9 protein-coding genes and 2 pseudogenes are annotated in these 16,583 nt (G+C 69.7%); 8 read left to right on the top strand and 3 right to left on the bottom strand.

Annotated elements, in window-relative coordinates; translation table 11 throughout:
• The first annotated feature begins 176 nt into the window (after positions 1-176).
• Positions 177-326, top strand: a complete 150-nt coding sequence (locus tag WMF28_RS24655) for a hypothetical protein (RefSeq protein WP_437595745.1) — start codon at positions 177-179, stop codon at positions 324-326.
• On the opposite strand, the gene WMF28_RS24650 is transcribed toward WMF28_RS24655, so the two are convergent.
• On the bottom strand, positions 323-5,851 hold the full coding sequence (locus WMF28_RS24650) for a DUF4215 domain-containing protein (protein ID WP_437595744.1): 5,529 nt from the start codon (positions 5,849-5,851) through the stop codon (positions 323-325). The genes WMF28_RS24655 and WMF28_RS24650 overlap by 4 nt on opposite strands.
• A 364-nt stretch (positions 5,852-6,215) precedes the next feature.
• Complete coding sequence (locus WMF28_RS24645; RefSeq protein WP_437595743.1) at positions 6,216-6,650, bottom strand: hypothetical protein; 435 nt, start codon at positions 6,648-6,650, stop codon at positions 6,216-6,218.
• Positions 6,651-7,331: 681 nt separating this feature from the next.
• On the opposite strand from WMF28_RS24645, the gene WMF28_RS24640 reads away from it, so the two are divergent.
• From WMF28_RS24640 to WMF28_RS24620, 5 genes and pseudogenes are all read left to right on the top strand, one after another.
• Positions 7,332-9,758, top strand: a complete 2,427-nt coding sequence (locus tag WMF28_RS24640) for an alpha-glucuronidase family glycosyl hydrolase (RefSeq protein WP_437595742.1) — start codon at positions 7,332-7,334, stop codon at positions 9,756-9,758.
• Positions 9,759-10,310: 552 nt separating this feature from the next.
• Positions 10,311-10,499, top strand: a complete 189-nt coding sequence (locus WMF28_RS24635; RefSeq protein ID WP_437595741.1) for a hypothetical protein — start codon at positions 10,311-10,313, stop codon at positions 10,497-10,499.
• Between the two features lie 61 nt (positions 10,500-10,560).
• Positions 10,561-10,746: pseudogene (locus WMF28_RS24630) on the top strand (hypothetical protein); the annotation flags it as partial.
• Positions 10,655-11,188 (top strand): NAD(P)-binding domain-containing protein, encoded by a 534-nt coding sequence (locus WMF28_RS24625; protein ID WP_437604306.1) that lies wholly within the window; start codon positions 10,655-10,657, stop codon positions 11,186-11,188. The pseudogene WMF28_RS24630 and the gene WMF28_RS24625, both read left to right, overlap by 92 nt.
• A 244-nt stretch (positions 11,189-11,432) precedes the next feature.
• Positions 11,433-12,902 carry a serine/threonine-protein kinase gene (locus tag WMF28_RS24620; protein ID WP_437595739.1) on the top strand — a complete coding sequence of 490 codons (1,470 nt, stop codon included), beginning with the start codon at positions 11,433-11,435 and terminating at the stop codon, positions 12,900-12,902.
• 128 nt (positions 12,903-13,030) lie between these two features.
• Here the strand turns inward: WMF28_RS24620 and WMF28_RS24615 are convergent, their stop codons facing one another.
• Entirely contained in the window at positions 13,031-14,527 is a 1,497-nt protein-coding gene (locus WMF28_RS24615) for a sigma 54-interacting transcriptional regulator (RefSeq protein ID WP_437595738.1), read from the bottom strand.
• Between the two features lie 773 nt (positions 14,528-15,300).
• Between WMF28_RS24615 and WMF28_RS24610 the strand changes: the two are divergent.
• Together WMF28_RS24610 and WMF28_RS24605 are read left to right on the top strand one after the other, a co-directional pair.
• A pseudogene (locus tag WMF28_RS24610) lies at positions 15,301-15,786 on the top strand (pectate lyase); the annotation flags it as partial.
• A complete protein-coding gene (locus WMF28_RS24605; protein WP_437604305.1) occupies positions 15,781-16,449 on the top strand; it encodes a pectate lyase in 669 nt (222 codons plus the stop codon). The pseudogene WMF28_RS24610 and the gene WMF28_RS24605, both read left to right, overlap by 6 nt.
• Positions 16,450-16,583: the final 134 nt, after the last annotated feature.

Genomic DNA, 16,583 nt, shown 5'->3' with positions numbered 1-16,583 from the left:
CCGGGGGCGAGCGCCGACCGGTCCACGCGCGGCGCTCACCCCGACCACGATGTCACTTGAGATGCAGCTGGCCCAGCGTTCGGCGGGAAGGTCGAGGAAGAAGGACGATGAGCGGACAGAGGATCATTCCGGTGACATCGTAGTCGCCGGGGCGGTCGCTCGATCGAGACGATCCGGTGCGCCTCGTCGAGCTCGATCAGGTGATTCAGGAAGGCGATGAGCAGCGGCTCTCGCTCCCCGCGCCCCTCGGGGCGGGGCCGGCCGGGTTCGCGGGGGCAGGCCTCGGTCGACGCCTGCGCCCCGCGAGCCCGCTCGCGACGGGCTAGTTCGGGATGCCGTCGTGCTGGCAGGTCAGGCTGCAGCCGTCGCCGTTCACGCGGTTGCCGTCGTCGCACGCCTCGTAGAGGCTCTGCACCTTGCCGTCTCCGCAGTACGGACCGTAGACGCAGCCCGGCGCGCACTTGCCGTAGCCGCCGGTGTTGTTGCCGTCGCCGTCGTCGCACTGCTCGGTGCCGTTGCGGATGCCGTCGCCGCAGCGCGGGCCGAGCTGGCAGCGCGGGCCGCACTCGCCGTAGCCGCCGTCGTTCTCGCCGTCGTCGCACTGCTCGCCGGCCTGGACGACCTTGTCGCCGCACTGGGCGCCGAGGCGGCAGTTGTTGCTGCAGCCCGTGGCCTCGTTCGGCGGATCGCACTGCTCGCCCCACGCCTCGTCGACAACGTCGTCACCGCACTTGGCCGCCGGCGTGCAGTCAGGGAGGCAGCTGCCGTAGAAGCCGTCGTTCACGCCGTCGTCGCAGGTCTCCGTGCCGTTGACGACGCCGTCGCCGCAGTACGGCCCGTACTGGCAGAGCCCGGTGCACCCGCCGTACTCGCCGCCGTTCTCGTCATCGCCGAGATCGCAGTCCTCCTCCGACGGCTGGACGATGCCGTCGCCGCAGCGCGGGCCGTAGACGCACGCGGGGCCGCACTCGCCATACCCACCGTCGTTGAAGCCGTCGTCGCACTCCTCGCCGTACTGCGGCTGCGTCACCCCGTCGCCGCAGTGCGCGCCGAGCCGGCAGCTCACGCAGCCCGTGTCGTCCGCGCTGTCGCACTCCTCGCCCCAGTCCGCGTCGACGTTGTTGTCACCGCACCTCGGCGCCGGCGTGCAGCCCGGGGCGCAGGTGCCGTAGGTGCCGTCGTTCACGCCGTCGTCGCACGCCTCGGCGCCGTTGCGCACGCCGTCGCCGCAGTACGGCGCGTAGTTGCAGGAGGCATCGCACCCGCCGTAAGCGCCGTTGTTCAGCCCATCGCCGAGATCGCAGTCCTCCTCCGACGGCTGGACGATGCCGTCGCCGCAGCGCGGACCGTACAGGCACGCAGGGCCGCACTGCTCGTACCCGCCGTCGTTCACGCCGTCGTCGCACTGCTCGCCGAGCTGCGGCTGCGTGACCCCGTTGCCGCATTGCGAGGCGAGCCGGCAGTTCACGCAGGTCGAGTCGCCCGCCCTGTCGCACTCCTCGCCCCACTCCGCGTCGACGTTGTTGTCACCGCACCTCGGCGCCGGCGTGCAGCCCGTGGCGCAGGTGCCGTAGGCGCCGTCGTTCACGCCGTCGTCGCACGCCTCGGCGCCGTTGCGCACGCCGTCGCCGCAGTACGGCCCGTAGTTGCAGGTGGCATTGCACCCGCCGTACGCGCCGGTGTTCATCCCCTCGCCGAGATCGCAGCGCTCCTCCTCCGGCTGGACGATGCCGTCGCCGCAGCGCGGCCCGTACAGGCACGAGGGCGCGCAGCGGCCGTACCCGCCGTCGTTGATGCCGTCGTCGCACTCTTCGCCGAACTCCGGCTGCAGCACGCCGTCGCCGCAGTGCTCCCCGAGCTGGCAGCTCACGCAGGTCGTGTCGCCCGCCCTGTCGCACTCCTCGCCCCAGTCCGCGTCGACGTTGTTGTCACCGCACTGCGGGGCCGGCGTGCAGTTCGGGTTGCAGGTGCCGTAGAAGCCGTCGTTCACGCCGTCGTCGCACCCCTCGGTGCCGTTGACGACGCCGTCGCCGCAGAACGGCCCGATCTCGCACGACGTCGTGCAGCCGCCGTAGCCGCTCGCGGTGTTGCCGGAGCCGAGATCGCACGCCTCGTACGGCGCGTTGACCGCGCCGTCGCCGCAGCGGGGCGGGGCCACGCACCCCGGCGCGCAGGCGCCGGACGCGTTGGCGTACGTGCTGTTGTTGGCGCCGTTGTCGCAGGCCTCGGGGCCGTTCCTCACGCCGTCGCCGCAGTAGGCGCCGAGCTGGCAGTTGTTGCACTGGCCATAGCCCGTCCCGTTCTCGGGGCCGTCGTCGCACTCCTCGCCCGGCGTCACCACCGGATCCTCGACGCCGCACTGCGGCGTGCACACCGACGTGCCGGCGCTGAAGCCCGACAGCGTGAGCTGGTAGTTCGACCCGGTGATGTGGCGCTCGGCCTGGAACACAGCGATCTCGTAGACCTTGCCCGGCTCGAGGTTGAGGTTGACGACGTAGGGGTTGCGGTTCGGGCAGCCTTCGGCGGTGCTGCAGGGGGTCACGCGGGCGTTGCCGTTGTCGAGGATGGTCACGCTCTCCTGGGCCTGCCCGTGGATGCCGCCGATGTCCGCGGTCAGCGTGTTCTTGATGAACACCCAGACGTCGTCGTCACCGAAGAAGGTGAGCACCGGATCGGCCTCGGCGCCGTTCGGCATGAACTGGAACCAGTACCGGACCTCGCTCGTGAAGTAGAAGTTGTGCCCGTCGGTGCGCGTCCTCTCCCGCCCGTCGGCCACGAAGCTGTCGAGCACGGGATCGCCGTTGGGCGGGCTCCGATCCACCGGCCAGAACGGGCTCCGCTCGTACACGAACCGGCCGGAGCCGGGGGGCGTCTCGATCAGCTCGATCGTGGTGGAGAGCCTCCTGTTGAAGTTCGGGTTGTCCCGGTACCACCACTGGAAGTTGTTTTGCCCCGAGGTCCAGCCGGTCGCGGCGCGCGGCGTGGTGAAAGGGTTCCCGTAGGCGTTCACGGGCTTGCCGTCGCCGTCGAGCGTCGTCAAGACGGTGCCGTCGAGCTGCCCGCTGCCCGAGGGCTCGATCTCGAAGTCGAAGTGCCCGATGATGTTGTCCGTCAGGTTGGCATCGCACTCGGTGTTGCTGACGTTGCGGTTGTAGTCGGTCGGACACCAGCCGATGAAGTCGCGGATGACCATCGGCAGCCGCATCTCGGTGGGCGTCACGGTGCAGAGGTAGCCCGGCTCGACGGTGCACTCGGCGGAGCAGCCATCGCCGCTCTCGGTGTTGCCGTCGTCGCACTGCTCGGTGGGATCGCCGGGCAGGAGGATGCCGTCGCCGCACGCCGAGGTGCACTCGCCGCCGGGGCAGGTCGGCTCGCGCTTGCAGTCCGGCGTGCAGCCGTCGCGCCAGTCGCCGTTGCCGTCGTCGCACGCCTCGGTGCCCTCGCGGAGGCCGTCGCCGCAGACGGAGAAGCCCGTGCAGTCCTGGGGTTCGCCGTCGTCGCACACGCTGCCGGCCTCGATGCGGCAGGTCTCGTCGCAGCCGTCGCCCGGGAAGAGATTCCCGTCGTCGCACTGCTCGGCGCCGACCTTGATCCCGTCGCCGCAGACGGTCTTGCACGGGAACCCGACGCGCGAGCAATCCCAGCCATCCTCGATGATCTGGCAGTCGGCGCTGCAGCCGTCGCCGCCGGCCGGGGGCTCCCCGCCGTCGTCGCACTGCTCGCTCCCGTTCACGCGGCCGTCGCCGCACACGGGCGGCGGGGGCGGGTTGCAGAAGCCGCCGGCCGGCGGGCACGTCCAGCCCACCTCGATCTTGCACTGCGAGGTGCAGCCGTCGCCGCCGACAGGGCTCGCCTCGCCGCCGTCGTCGCACTGCTCGCCGAGCTGCACCACGCCGTCGCCGCAATAGGTCCTCTCGGTGCAGGGCTGGCCCGGCCGGCAGATCCAGCCCTCCTCGAGCCGGCAATCCGACGTGCAGCCGTCGCCGGACACGGGCGGGCTCTGGCCGTCGTCGCACTGCTCGCCGCCGTTCACGCGGCCGTCGCCGCACCGGTAGACGAGGATGCACGGCTCACCCGGCTCGGGGCACACGTACGCCGGGTCCACCGTCTTGCAGTCGGCGCTGCAGCCGTCGCCGCCCGCGGTGTTGCCGTCGTCGCAGATCTCGCCGGGATCCACCGCGCCGTCGCCGCACCGGATCAGCAGCTCGCACGGCTGCCCCGGGGTCGGGCAGTTGTAGAAGGACTCCTGCCGGCACAGGCTCGAGCAGCCGTCGCCGCCCGCGGTGTTGCCGTCGTCGCACACCTCGCCGGCCTCCCTGCGGCCGTTGCCGCAGACGGGCAGCTGCGTGCACGGCTGGCCGGGCCGGCTGCACTGATATCCCTCCTCGCGCATGCAGTCGGCGCTGCAGCCGTCGCCGGACACGGGCGGGTTGCCGCCGTCCTCGCATTGCTCGGAGCCGTTCACGCGGCCGTCGCCGCACCAGTAGAGGAGGGTGCAGGGCACGCCCGGCGTGGGGCACGAGTAGATCGGCTCCACCGCGCTGCAGTCGGCGGCGCAGCCGTCGCCGCTCACGTTGTTGCCGTCGTCGCAGACCTCGCCCGGATTGATATCGCCGTCGCCGCACCAGATCAGCAGCTCGCACGGCTGCCCCGGGGTCGGACAGGCATAGAACGCCTCCTGCCGGCACAGGGTGGAGCAGCCGTCGCCGCCCGCCGTGTTGCCGTCGTCGCATTGCTCGCCGCTCTCCAGGCGGCCGTTGCCGCAGACGGGCAGGCGCTCGCAGGCTTGCCCGGGCCGCGGGCAGACGTAGCCCGGCTCGCGCATGCACTCGGCGCTGCAGCCGTCGCCGGACACGGGCGGGTTGCCGCCGTCCTCGCACTGCTCGCCGTTGTTCACGCGGCCGTCGCCGCAGCGATAGAGGAGGAGGCAGGGCTCACCCGGCTTGGCGCACACGTAAAGCGGGTCGAGCGCCTTGCAGTCGGCGCTGCAGCCGTCGCCGCCCGTCGTGTTGCCGTCGTCGCAGAGCTCGCCGGGATCGATCGCGCCGTCGCCGCACCGGATCAGCAGCTCGCACGGCTGCCCCGGCGTCGGACAGTTGTAGAAGGACTCCTGCCGGCAGAGGCCCGAGCAGCCGTCGCCGCTCGCCGTGTTGCCGTCGTCGCACGTCTCGCCGGCCTCCTTGACCCCGTTGCCGCAGACCGGCAGGCGCTCGCAGCGCTGTCCGGGCCGCGAGCACGAGAAGCCCGCCTCGCGCTTGCAGTCCGCGCTGCAGCCGTCGCCGGACACCTTGTTGCGGTCGTCGCACGTCTCCGAGCCGTTCACGCGGCCGTCGCCGCAGTCGTAGAGGAGCGTGCAGGGCTTGCCCGGCATCGGACAGACGTACGAGGGGTCGACCGAGTAGCAATCGGCGCTGCAGCCGTCGCCGTCCACGGTGTTGCCGTCGTCGCAGAACTCGCCCGGATCGACCACGCCGTCGCCGCACGCGATGGTCAGCACGCACGGCGCGCCGGGCGTGGGACACTCGCAGTAGGGCTCGATCTCGCACAGGCCGGAGCAGCAGTCGCCCGGCAGGCTGTTGCCGTCGTCGCACGTCTCGCTGGCCTGGTTGATCTTGCCGTCGCCGCAGGCGGGCTGTTGAGGCAGGTTGCACTCGGGGGGCGGGTCGTCGCCGGCGCAGGGATCCGGCGTCTCTCCGCCGCTGCCGCCCGAGCCGACGCTCCCGGCGAAGTCGATGCCGCCGCTCCCGGCCTCGCCGCCGGAACCACCGGAGTTCGTGCCGCTCCCCGAGCCGCCTGCGCCGGGGTTGCCCGTGGAGGGCGCGTCCCCTCCGCAGGCGGCAGCTACTTGCATCAATCCCACCGCCAAAGCCAGATAAGACGTTCTCAAACTCACGACACACCTCGACGAACAGGAGCGGATGCGCTCGGGCAGGAAGTCGGACGACCCTGCTCCAGGGTAGCCCGGGCGCCCTTCGCACCTCTAGGCGAAAATTACTTCACCCTCGTCCACTCGGGCACATCGCCACGACAACCCGTTCTCGGCGGACTCCAAGGGAGCTCCGCTGACGAATGACGCGCATTGCGCGATGCAGCGTCGGGTGGAGTCGGTGCTTCCTTTCTGCTGCTATGGCACGAGCGAGCGCCCGGCGTCGCACCCCGGTTCACGCTTGACATTTGCGCTCCGACTGGAGATCGCAAAATAGTTTGTGCTCAAACTAAATGCGAGCGCCGCGAGCAGGGCGTTGCGCGCCGCGGTCCCGTCCTGCGTCTCGGCCGATCCCGCGCTCCGGGAGGGTCGCACGGCTCAGCCCGCTTTCACGCCCCCGGCGCTCCGGAAGACGATCGCGGCCCCGAGCGCCGCCGCGGCGGGAACGAAGAGGTCGCCCGACGCGCGCCGGACCCTCGGCGCGCGCCGGGCGGCCGAGGTAGATCTCGTAGCGGCGCTCGACATCGCGCAGCGCCGCCCGGGCGACGCAGAGCACGGCGTCGACGAGGTCCACCGCGCCGTTCGGATGATCCATGGCGAGCTGCGCCTCGAGCAGCTCCGCCGCCGGGTCCTCCGCCATCGCGAGCCTCCCCTCGGGCGCGCGTCCTGCCCCGGCGTCCTCCGGAGCGTCGCTGTCGAGCTCGATGAAGCGGAGCGGCTCCATCCGAGGTCCCTTTGCGGTGTCCACCGGCCGTCGAACCGCGCTGACGCCCCCGTGGCGGATGCACTCGGAGCTCAGCCTGCCGGCCACGGCGTCTGCGTCAGGGGTCTTGAAGACGAGGATGTGCAGGCCCTGGAAGCGGGCGAGGCTCGAGCCCTTCCTTCATGTCGTTCACGACGTGGCCGACGTGGTGCAGGTGATCGATGTCACGACCCATTCAGGTCACCTCCGCCTCCTGGGCTCAGGATGTCGGGACCGCAGCAGGAGGCACCGGCGGTACGCCGCCGGAGCCTATCCGACGGCGCGGGGTGGTTCGAGCCGCGATCGCCGAGCGCGAGCCTGTGCCATGCGCGCGTCACGGAAGATCCGTAGTCCGGGCGCGGCAGTGGTGCTGTCCCGGCCACGAGAGGCCGGGAGTTGTTCCTGTCGTTTTCCAGGGATGGCGGATCGCGCAAGAAATCTTCTGTCATATCGAGATCTGGGTTGGAGGGCAGCGAAGGTGGCCCCGATCTCCGAATGTCAGCCCGAGACGAGCGTCGCGGTTCACCCTTGACTTCCGCGATCGGTATGCCTTTCCTTCGCCCTGGGCCACCTCCACTGGAAAGGCTGATGCAGATGACGCCTCCTTCGGAAAATCAGATTTCAAGTTGCTCACGCCGACCGCCCCCAAGGCGGTCCCATTCGATGACGATCCTGAGGGTGCCGCTCCTGCTGGTCGGGCTCCTGGGCGTCGCGCTCACGAGCGCCTGCTCCTCGAGCGGCGCCAATGGGTCGAACGGGACGACCGGCGGCGGTGGCGCCGGCCTGAGCGGCGGTGGCGGCGACGATGGCGTCGGGGGCTCGGGCGGCGTCATCCCTGGGAGCGGAGGCGGCACGGGCACGGGCGCGGGCGCGGCAGGCTCGACCGGGACCACAGGTGGAGAGTCGGGCTCCGACGAGGTGTATCCCGTGCCGGACTCCCTGCCGGACGAGACCGGTGCAGACCTCTGGCTCAGGTACCCGCAAGTCCCGATTCCGGGGCGCCTCGGGGAGTATCAGGCGGCTTTCAAGCGCGTGGTCAAATCGGGGAGCGGCGCGAGCCTTGACATCGCCGAGGCCGAGCTCGTCAAAGGCCTGAGCGGTCTGACCGGCGCGACGGTCGAGGCCGGCGCGGCTGTCGAGGGCCCGGGCGCCGTGGTGATCGGGACGGCCACCGCCGACATCATCAAAGACCTGCCGCTCGCCGCGCGCCTCGCAGCGCTGGGCCCCGAGGGCTACCTCATCGAGACCGCCGACGTGGGCGGCCAATCGGTGATCGCCGTGGCCGGCAACACGGAGGTGGGCGTGCTCTATGGCACCTTCGCGCTGCTCCGGCACGCCCAGAGTCACAGCTCTCTCTCGAAGCTGTCGCTCTCCGGCTCTCCCAAGGTCGAGAACCGCATCCTGAACCACTGGGATAACCTCGATCGCTCCGTGGAGCGCGGCTACGCGGGCCGCTCCATCTGGGACTGGAATGCGCTGCCGGGCACGCTCTCTCCCCGCTACAAGGACTATGCGAGAGCCAACGCATCCATCGGCATCAATGGAACCGTTCTCACGAACGTCAACGCCAACGCACAGGTCCTGACGGCCTCGTACCTCACGAAGGTCAAGGCGCTCGCCGATGTCTTCCGTCCTTATGGCATCAAGGTCTACCTCACGGCCCGCTTCAGCGCCCCGATCGAGATCGGCAATCTGAACACGGCCGATCCGACCAACGCCAGCGTCAAGCAATGGTGGGCGAACAAGGTGGACGAGATCTACCGGCAGATCCCCGATTTCGGGGGCTTCCTGGTGAAGGCGAACTCCGAGGGGCAGCCGGGGCCGCAGGACTACGGGCGGAACCACGCCGACGGCGCCAACATGCTCGCCGACGCCCTCGCGCCTCACAAGGGCATCGTGATGTGGCGCGCCTTCGTCTATTCGGACGACAGCCCCCCGGACCGCATCAAGGAGGCGTACGAGGAGTTCAAGCCTCTGGACGGCAGGTTCAAGGGCAACGTCCTCGTGCAAGCCAAGAACGGTCCCCTCGATTTCCAGCCTCGAGAGCCGTTCCATCCGCTGTTTGGCGCCATGCCCAAGACGCCCCTGGTCCTCGAGCTCCAGATCACGAAGGAGTATCTCGGCGAAGATACGCACCTCGCCTATCTCGGGCCGATGTTCGAGGAGGTCCTCAAGGCGGACACCCACGCGGACGGCGCGGGCTCGACCGTGGCGCGGGTCATCGACGGCACCCTCCATGACTATGCGACCACCGCGATCGCGGGCGTCGCCAACGTCGGTGACGACGCGAACTGGACCGGGTCCCACATGAACCAGGCGAACTGGTACGTGTTCGGACGGCTGGCATGGAATCCAGACCTCTCCTCGGAGGCCATCGCCGACGAGTGGGTCCGCCAGACCTTCTCGAGCGACCCCGTCGTCCGCGAGCCGGTCGTCGATATGATGATGAAATCCCGCGATGCGCTCGCCGACTACATGACGCCTCTCGGCCTGGTCCACATCATGGGCAACGACCATCACTACGGGCCGGCCCCATGGTCGAACACCCTGAGTCGCGCGGAGTGGAACCCGGTCTACTATCACAAGGCGAACGAGAGCGGCATCGGCTTCGACCGGTCATCGTCGGGCAGCAACGCTGTCGCCCAGTACTTCGGGCCGGTGCGACAGCAGTTCGGGAGCCGGGAGACGGTGCCCGAGGATCTCCTGCTCTTCTTCCACCGCGTCGGCTGGAAGGACGAGCTGAGCTCGGGGAGGACGGTCTGGGAGGAGCTCGTCCATCAGTACAGCAGCGGCGTCGATGAGGTGGGGCTCATGCGAGAAGCATGGGAGTCGGTCAAGGGGCGTATCGACGAGAAGCGCTTCGGCAACGTGACCGAGTTCCTGAAGATCCAGCACTACGAGGCGCGCTGGTGGCGCGACGCGTGCCTCGCCTACTTCGGCCAGGTGTCGAAGCTCCCGATCCCGAGCGGCTACGCCGCCCCGGCGAACTCGCTGAGCTTCTACCAGGGGCTCCGCTGCCCAAGCGACGTGAAGAAGCCCCGCTGCTCGCAGGTCTACACGGGCGACCCGTCGCCGGCCATCCTCCCGTAAGCGTAGCCGGTCGGCTCGGCCTGGCCCGAGCGGCTCGCGCGAGCCCGCCGGGGAGGCGCGCCGCGAGCCTGTCAGGGGCTCGGGTCGCCATTTCTACATGAACCACGTGAAGAGCGGATTCCGTGCCGTTCGCCCGGCAGCCAGCTCAGGCTGAACCGGGCGGGCCGGACCCGGAGAGCGCCGGCTGGGCGTAGGTCCTCAGCCCGGAGGACCTGCCGAAGCACGCTGCACGGCCCGGTCGAGGCGATCGGCTGCACCGCCATCCCGGTGTGTGCTCCCAGGCGTCCACGCTGAGATCGTCGTGTGCCGGCCCCGTGGTGTGCTCGCCCCGCTGCGCCTGGAGCATGCCTGTTGCAGATGGCCGGGCGGCGGGATCGACCCCCGCGCTGCGCTCCTTGACCCTCCTTGCTGGACTCATATAGTCAGCGAGACCGTTGGGCTGCACACGCTGCGTGTCTGCCAGGCCATCGAGCACACGACCGCAGCGGCGCGCGGGTTGTGGACGTGCGCGCCGTTCACCCATCATCCACCATCACGATGTCGGAGGTTCGAATGGATCACCTGATTCGGAAGATCGCCCAGGACCGTCTCTGGAACCAGTGGGTCGCGGCCAACTCGGTCGATGAATCGACGCTCGAAGCCGGCTACATCTCGAAGAAGGAGGGCTGCATCTCGAAGAAGGAGGGCTGCATCTCGAAGAAGGAGGGCTGCATCTCGGAGAAGGCCGGCTGCATCAGCTGACAGGGCCACCCGGTCGGCGGGCGAGGCGGGAGGTCGTCGCTTCTGCGACCTTCTGCCTCGCTTGATCCCGGTCCTGGAGGGCAGCACGATCTACAGCCTCATCGTGTCGAGCGTCCGCAACCCCTGGATGCCGCTGAGCCGCTATCGCTCGGGCGATTGCGCCGAGACGGTCGACGGCTCCCCCGACCCGCGCCGCATCCGCCGGTTTTGCGGGCGCGAGCGGGAGCTGCTGCGGCTCGAGCGCGGCGGCCTCAGAGCTCCAGCAGGAATGGCAGTGGACCGAGCGATACGCCACCCAGCCGGAGATCCTGCGCTATCTCGACCACGTCGTGGACAGGTTCGATCTCCGCCGGGACATCCAGCTGAGGACGCGCGTGACCGCGGCTCTCTTCGACGAGGGCGCGGATCGGTGGGCGCTCGGGACGGGTCAGGGCGAGAGCGTGTCCGCCAGGTTCCTGGTCCTGGCGACGGGCTGCCTGTCCGTCGCGAAGACGCCCGATATCGAGGGGATCGAGCGCTTCCAGGGCGAGCGGCACCACACGAGCCGCTGGCCGCAGGAGGGCGTTGACTTCACCGGCAAGCGCGTCGGCGTCCTCGGCACGGGCTCGACCGGCGTCCCCTACAGGAAGAGGTGCGAGGAGATAGCGGCCCAGCATTGCGAGGGGTTCGCGCTGTCGAGGGCGGGGTGAAGGACCGCGGCGGGCGGGCTCCCTGCCCGGCTCCCCGTCTGCGGGAGAGCAAGAATCCAACGCGCGAAAGCGCTCCTCCCGCAGGGCTCCCGCAATATGCAGGAGGAATGCCGCTCGAGCGCCGCGCACCGAAGCGTCACGACCCGGCGGTCGGCCCGCATCCACCCGGCATCGGGGATGCACGCAGCGTCCCGCAGAGCCGGGTTGTGCCACGACCTCAGCCATCGTAGGGTAAATGCCGCTCGTGGACGGGACGACGCTGAACGGCAGGTACACCCTTGGCCGATTGCTCGGCAAGGGGGGAATGGGGGCCGTTTACGAGGCCGACGATGTCGCGCTTGAGCGCCGCGTCGCCGTGAAGATCCTCTCGCCGGAGCTTGCCCATGGCCGGTCTGCCCTGGGCCGGTTCGAGCGCGAGGCGAGGGCGGCGAGCGCCATCCGGACCGAGCACATCGTCCGCGTGCTCGACGCCGGCGTGGACCAGGAGACGGGCTCGCCCTTCCTGGTGATGGAGCTCCTCCGCGGCGAGGATCTCGCGCAGGTCCTCGACCGCCTCGGCCCGCTGCCTCCCGGGCTCGCGCTCCGGATCGTGGCCCAGGCGTGCATCGGCCTGCAGAAGGCGCACGAAGCCGGGGTCCTGCACCGGGACATCAAGCCGGCGAACCTGTTCCTCGCGCGGCGCGAGGAGGACGGCGGGCTCGTCGTCAAGCTGCTCGACTTCGGCGTCGCCAAGATCCGGCCAAGCCACGATCCTCGCCGAGAGACCACGGGATTGACGCGGTCCGGGTACATGCTCGGGACGCCGCGCTACATGTCCCCCGAGCAGGCGCGGGCCATCAAGGACATCGGTCATCGGACCGACGTCTGGTCGCTCGGGGTCGTGCTTTACCGCGCGCTGGCCGGGCGAACGCCGACCGAGGACGTGAAGGCCGTCGGCGATCTCATCGCCGCCCTGGTCGTCGACCTGCCCGCGCCGGTCCAGGAGTTCGCGCCGTGGGTCTCGCCCGAGGTCGCCGCCGTCATCGACGGCGCGCTCCAGTACCAGCCGGCCGACCGGTATCCGAGCGCCTCGGCGATGCTCGACGCGATCCTGCCGCTGCTCGGCGACGACCCGCTGTCGCTGGACGAGAGCATGCTTGTCCCCCTGAAGCCATCCGAGCGCCTCGCCCTCGCCCCGCGGTTCGAGCCCCGGGTGAGGGCGCGCGTGCCCCGGCGGTCCAGGATCCATGCGGCCGGCGCGGAGCGGTGGAAGGACCTCCCCGAGGGCAGCATGACGGCGCTCCCGCACGAGACGACGCTCAGTGAGGACTACCGCGTCCACGAGCGACCGCCGAGCGAGCCCGCGCCGCCGCCGCGCCGAGGCCTGAGGAGATTGCCGCTCTCGGCCCTCGCGTTGCTCGTCGCGAGCCTCGGCTGGGCCGCGGTGCTCCGGCCGGCCGACGCGCCCAGGACGGCGTCCTCCGGTGTGCAGCGTGCGATCCGCGGCGCGCTGGAGGCGCCCTCCGTCCAGCGCCCGGCGCCCTCGCCGGCGCCCGAGCCATCCGCCTTCGCGCACCGGATCGGGCTAGAGGCCGTCGTCGAGCAGCCCTCGGTCGAGATCGACAGGGCGCCTGCGGCCCTGAAGGGCGGGAAGCCTCGGCCCGCAGCGACGGCGAACGCGGCGCCTGCCCGCGTGGACACGAGCGACCCGCTCATGCCTCAGCGCCTCGAGTAGCCGCGCTCGAGGGGGGTGCAGTCATTTGAAGATGAAGGCGGGAAGGGGGGAAGAAGACCCTGAGGATCTTCCTGACTTCCCGACTTCATGTGAAACCTCTCTGGGCAAATGACAGCACAACCGCGCGGTCAGCGGAACTCGTCGACGTTCATGTTGTACCGCCGGATCCACCGGTGCACCTGCGCGCGATCTCTTCCGAGCTCGCGCGCCACCGCGGCGACGTTTCCCCGCTGCTGCACAAGGAGCTCCCGCAGCGCCTTCTCGTCCGGGGAGGTCCGCGGCGGCAGCGCCCCCTTCGGCGCGTACGCTCCCTCGTGCGCCGAGAGCGCCGCCCCGTCCTCCGGGATCAGCGTGGCGCGGGCATCGTCCGTGGGCGGGAGCGGAGGCGCCGAGCTCCGGGCTCCGTAGGTCCTCATCCGGTTCCGGATCTCGTCGCTGACGTCCTGGAGATCGAGCTCGGGGCCGCGAGCCGTGGCGGCCCAGCGCTTGATGAGCGTCTCGAGCTCTCGCACGTTGTAGGGAAAATCGTGGTGGAGCAGGCTCGCCATGAAGGCCATGCTGGGGCGCACCTCGGGCCGGTCGTGGCGTCTCGCGAGCGCGACGCAGAGCGAGAACATGTCTTCCTTGCGCTCGCGCAGGGGGGGCAGGGTGATGCTGAATTCGTTCAGGCGAGCGAACAGGTCGGCGCGGAAGGCGCCGGCCTGCTGGAGCGCGTCGAGATCGCGGTGGGTGGCGGCGACGATCCGCACGTCGACCTGCTCGGGTTGCGCCGCGCCGAGCGGCGTGATCTCCTTGGACTGGATCACGCGGAGGAGCTTCGCCTGGGCCTCCACGGGCATATCCCCGATCTCATCGAGGAGGAGCGTGCCCTGGTGCGCCGCGCGGAGGATGCCCATCCGGTCGCGGTCGGCGCCCGAGAACGCGCCGCGCCGGTGTCCGAAGAGCTCCCCCTCGACGAGCGTGGCGGGGATGGCCGCGCAGTTGACGGCCTGGAGCGGCCCGCGCCTGCCGCTCCAGTCGTGGAGCTGCTCGGCGAAGATCTCCTTTCCCGTCCCGCTCTCGCCGAGGATCAGCACCGACAGCTCGCTGCGCGCGATCTCGCGCACGCGCCCGGCGAGGCGCTGGCTCTGGTAGCCGCCGACGATCCGGCTCGTCGAGAAGCGCGGCCGGGCCTCCTCCGGCGCGTCCGGATCGTCGAAATACGCGCCGTCGATGCGGTAGTGCGCGTAGGCCTCGGCGTCGCTCTCGACGAACTTGAAGATGGCGTCGCCGATCCGGATCTCGTCGAGGTGCGCGAGGACGGCCTCGGTCACGAACTCCCCGTTATGGATCGTGCCGTTGCGACCGCCGAGATCGGAGAGCTGCCAGACGCCCCCGCGCAGCTCGATGCGAGCGTGTTGGCGCGATGCTGTGCGGGTCGGTATGTAGATGTCCGCGCTCGGGTCGCGGCCGAGGATTGAGCCTGACTCGGACAGGGGGTACGCCGGGCGAAACTGCTCGTAGTTGGGGGCATAGAGCAGCACGATCCCGGCCCCCGAGCTCGCGTGCCGGAAGGTCGGCACGTAAATCTGCATCGATGCCGTGGTGCTGAGGCTCTTCGTCGATGAACTTCTGTCGCCGGGCATTGAGTGGGCGATACTACCAAACCTCCGACGGCATCGGTAGACCGATGCGTGGTGAGAAGCCCGCGGAGCACGATCGCAGCGGCGACGCCCGACGAGGGCGCCGCATGGAGCTCCCGGCCGCCGCTGTAAGAGCGTCCCGGTGTACCGTGCCCGTATTCCGTATACCGTTCCCGCCTGACGCCTGCCGTCTCGCCTCTGCGGTGGAGAGCGGGAGCTCCCGCTCTCCACCGCAGAGGCGAGCCGGTAGGGCGGGGCCGCTGCGGGGGATCGGCCGATGGGCCGTGAGAGCGGTTGGCTGTAACACCGGAGGCGCAAGCTCTCCGCAGCGCCGGTCGCTCGCGGCGCCCAGGGAGCCATGTGGACAGCTCGGCCCAGGTGCCGCCTTAGGAGCGCTCTGGGCCACGCGCTCCCACCGTGTGGCCCTGTGTCGGGCGTGAGGTGTCGAGTCGACGGCGGGCTTCGCCTGTCAACCTCGCGTTGACGTGGTTGACGGCCCCGCGCGACAGCGGCGAGCATGCCTTGAAGCCGGAACGCTCGAACCGCGGTTCTTCGGCCGGAAAAATGCAACAATAGCGTGTATTTGGACGATCTCGGGCAAAGTCGCTTCGTGGCCCGAGCGTTGCTTTGGAGACGGAGACCTGTCGAGACGCGCGGCGGGGCGCTGCATCGAGGCGAGGGGCGCAGAGCCCTGGACCGTCGAGCAGGTTGAGATCTTCTGACAGGCTTGGCGACGAGCTCGGTCGCGCGGAGTGCAACCAACGAGGGATGATATCATGAGCTTGAAATGGGTCGGTGCTTTGGGGTCGCTGCTGTCGCTCGCTCTTGTCGGCTGCATCGCGGCCGACGAGGGCGAGGTGGACATGGATGCGACGAGCGATGCGCTCAGCGTCGTCAAGATCCAGGCGGAGGATCAGTCCTGGTCCATCTCCTCCGGCGACAGGATCGAGGACAACGCGGACAACGTGAAGCTCCGCGCCAACCAGAGCGGCGATACCTTCAAGTTCTCCAGGTCGGTCGCGTCCGGCAAGTACGAGATCGTCCTCCGGTATGCCAAGCGGAACGTGTACGGCAAGTACGAGCTGAGCGCGAACGGCTCCTCGGTCAAGTCCTTCGACGCCTATACCTCCGCCACGGGCGACAGCTGGACGACGGCGAAGCTCGCGGAGAAGTCGCTCTCCGGGAACGTCGAGTTCACCTTCAAGGTCACGGGCAAGAACTCCTCCGCGTCCGGCTACGACCTCAAGATCGACTATATCGAGCTCGTCCCGGTGGGCGGCGGCGACTCGGGCGGCGGCGACTCGGGCGGCGGCTCCACGACGACGGGGGGCGGCGGCGTCGTCAGCTCGACGATCGTCGTGAAGGCCGGCGAGACGTTCGACGGCGGCGGCAAGCGGTTCATCGCCGACAAGAACACGCTCGGCGACGGCAGCCAGAAAGAGGGGCAGAAGCCGGTGTTCAAGCTCGAGGACGGCGCGAGGCTGAAGAACGTCGTCCTCGGCGCTCCGGCCGCCGACGGCATTCACACGTACGGCAACGTCACGCTCGAGAACATCGTCTGGGAGGACATCGGCGAAGATGCCCTGACGGTCAAGAAGTCCGGCACCGTGGTCCTGAACGGCGGCTCCGCGAAGAACGGCGACGACAAGGTCTTCCAGATCAACGCGGCCAGCACGTTCAGGGTCTCGAATTTCAAGGCGGAGAACGCGGGCAAGTTCATCCGGCAGAACGGCGGCACCGACTTCAAGGTCGACGTCTTCATCGACCGCTGCGACATCTCGAAGATGAAGGAGTCCATCTTCAGGACGGACAGCAGCAGCAGCAGCGTGACGATGACGAACACCCGCTACAGAGACATCGGCAAGGAGCTCTTCATGGGCGTGAGCTCCTCGAAGATCACCACGTCCAACAACACCCAGTACTGATCCGCGCGCGGTCGCGGACGCCCGGCGATCTTGCGGGCGACGGGGGAGGTGAAGGCGAGCCACAGCTGCATCGGTGAAGGATGGCCTGCCCCGGCGAGCGGCGACAGGCCTCCGCTCACGCTCGCCGCCCACCC

This window comes from Sorangium sp. So ce590 (assembly GCF_051521365.1).
In the GTDB taxonomy this organism is placed as follows: domain Bacteria; phylum Myxococcota_A; class Polyangia; order Polyangiales; family Polyangiaceae; genus Sorangium.
Note: the sequence above shows the minus strand (reverse complement) of the source record. Positions and strands in the feature narration are given on the sequence as shown.

What these genes read in the sequence shown, in the direction of transcription:
- WMF28_RS24650 (WP_437595744.1), bottom strand. Translation starts at nt 5,851, where the DNA reads ATGCAAGTAGCTGCCGCCTGCGGAGGGGACGCGCCCTCCACGGGCAAC.
- WMF28_RS24640 (WP_437595742.1), top strand. Translation starts at nt 7,332, where the DNA reads ATGACGATCCTGAGGGTGCCGCTCCTGCTGGTCGGGCTCCTGGGCGTC.
- WMF28_RS24615 (WP_437595738.1), bottom strand. Translation starts at nt 14,527, where the DNA reads ATGCCCGGCGACAGAAGTTCATCGACGAAGAGCCTCAGCACCACGGCA.
- WMF28_RS24635 (WP_437595741.1), top strand. Translation starts at nt 10,311, where the DNA reads ATGGATCACCTGATTCGGAAGATCGCCCAGGACCGTCTCTGGAACCAG.
- WMF28_RS24645 (WP_437595743.1), bottom strand. Translation starts at nt 6,650, where the DNA reads ATGGAGCCGCTCCGCTTCATCGAGCTCGACAGCGACGCTCCGGAGGAC.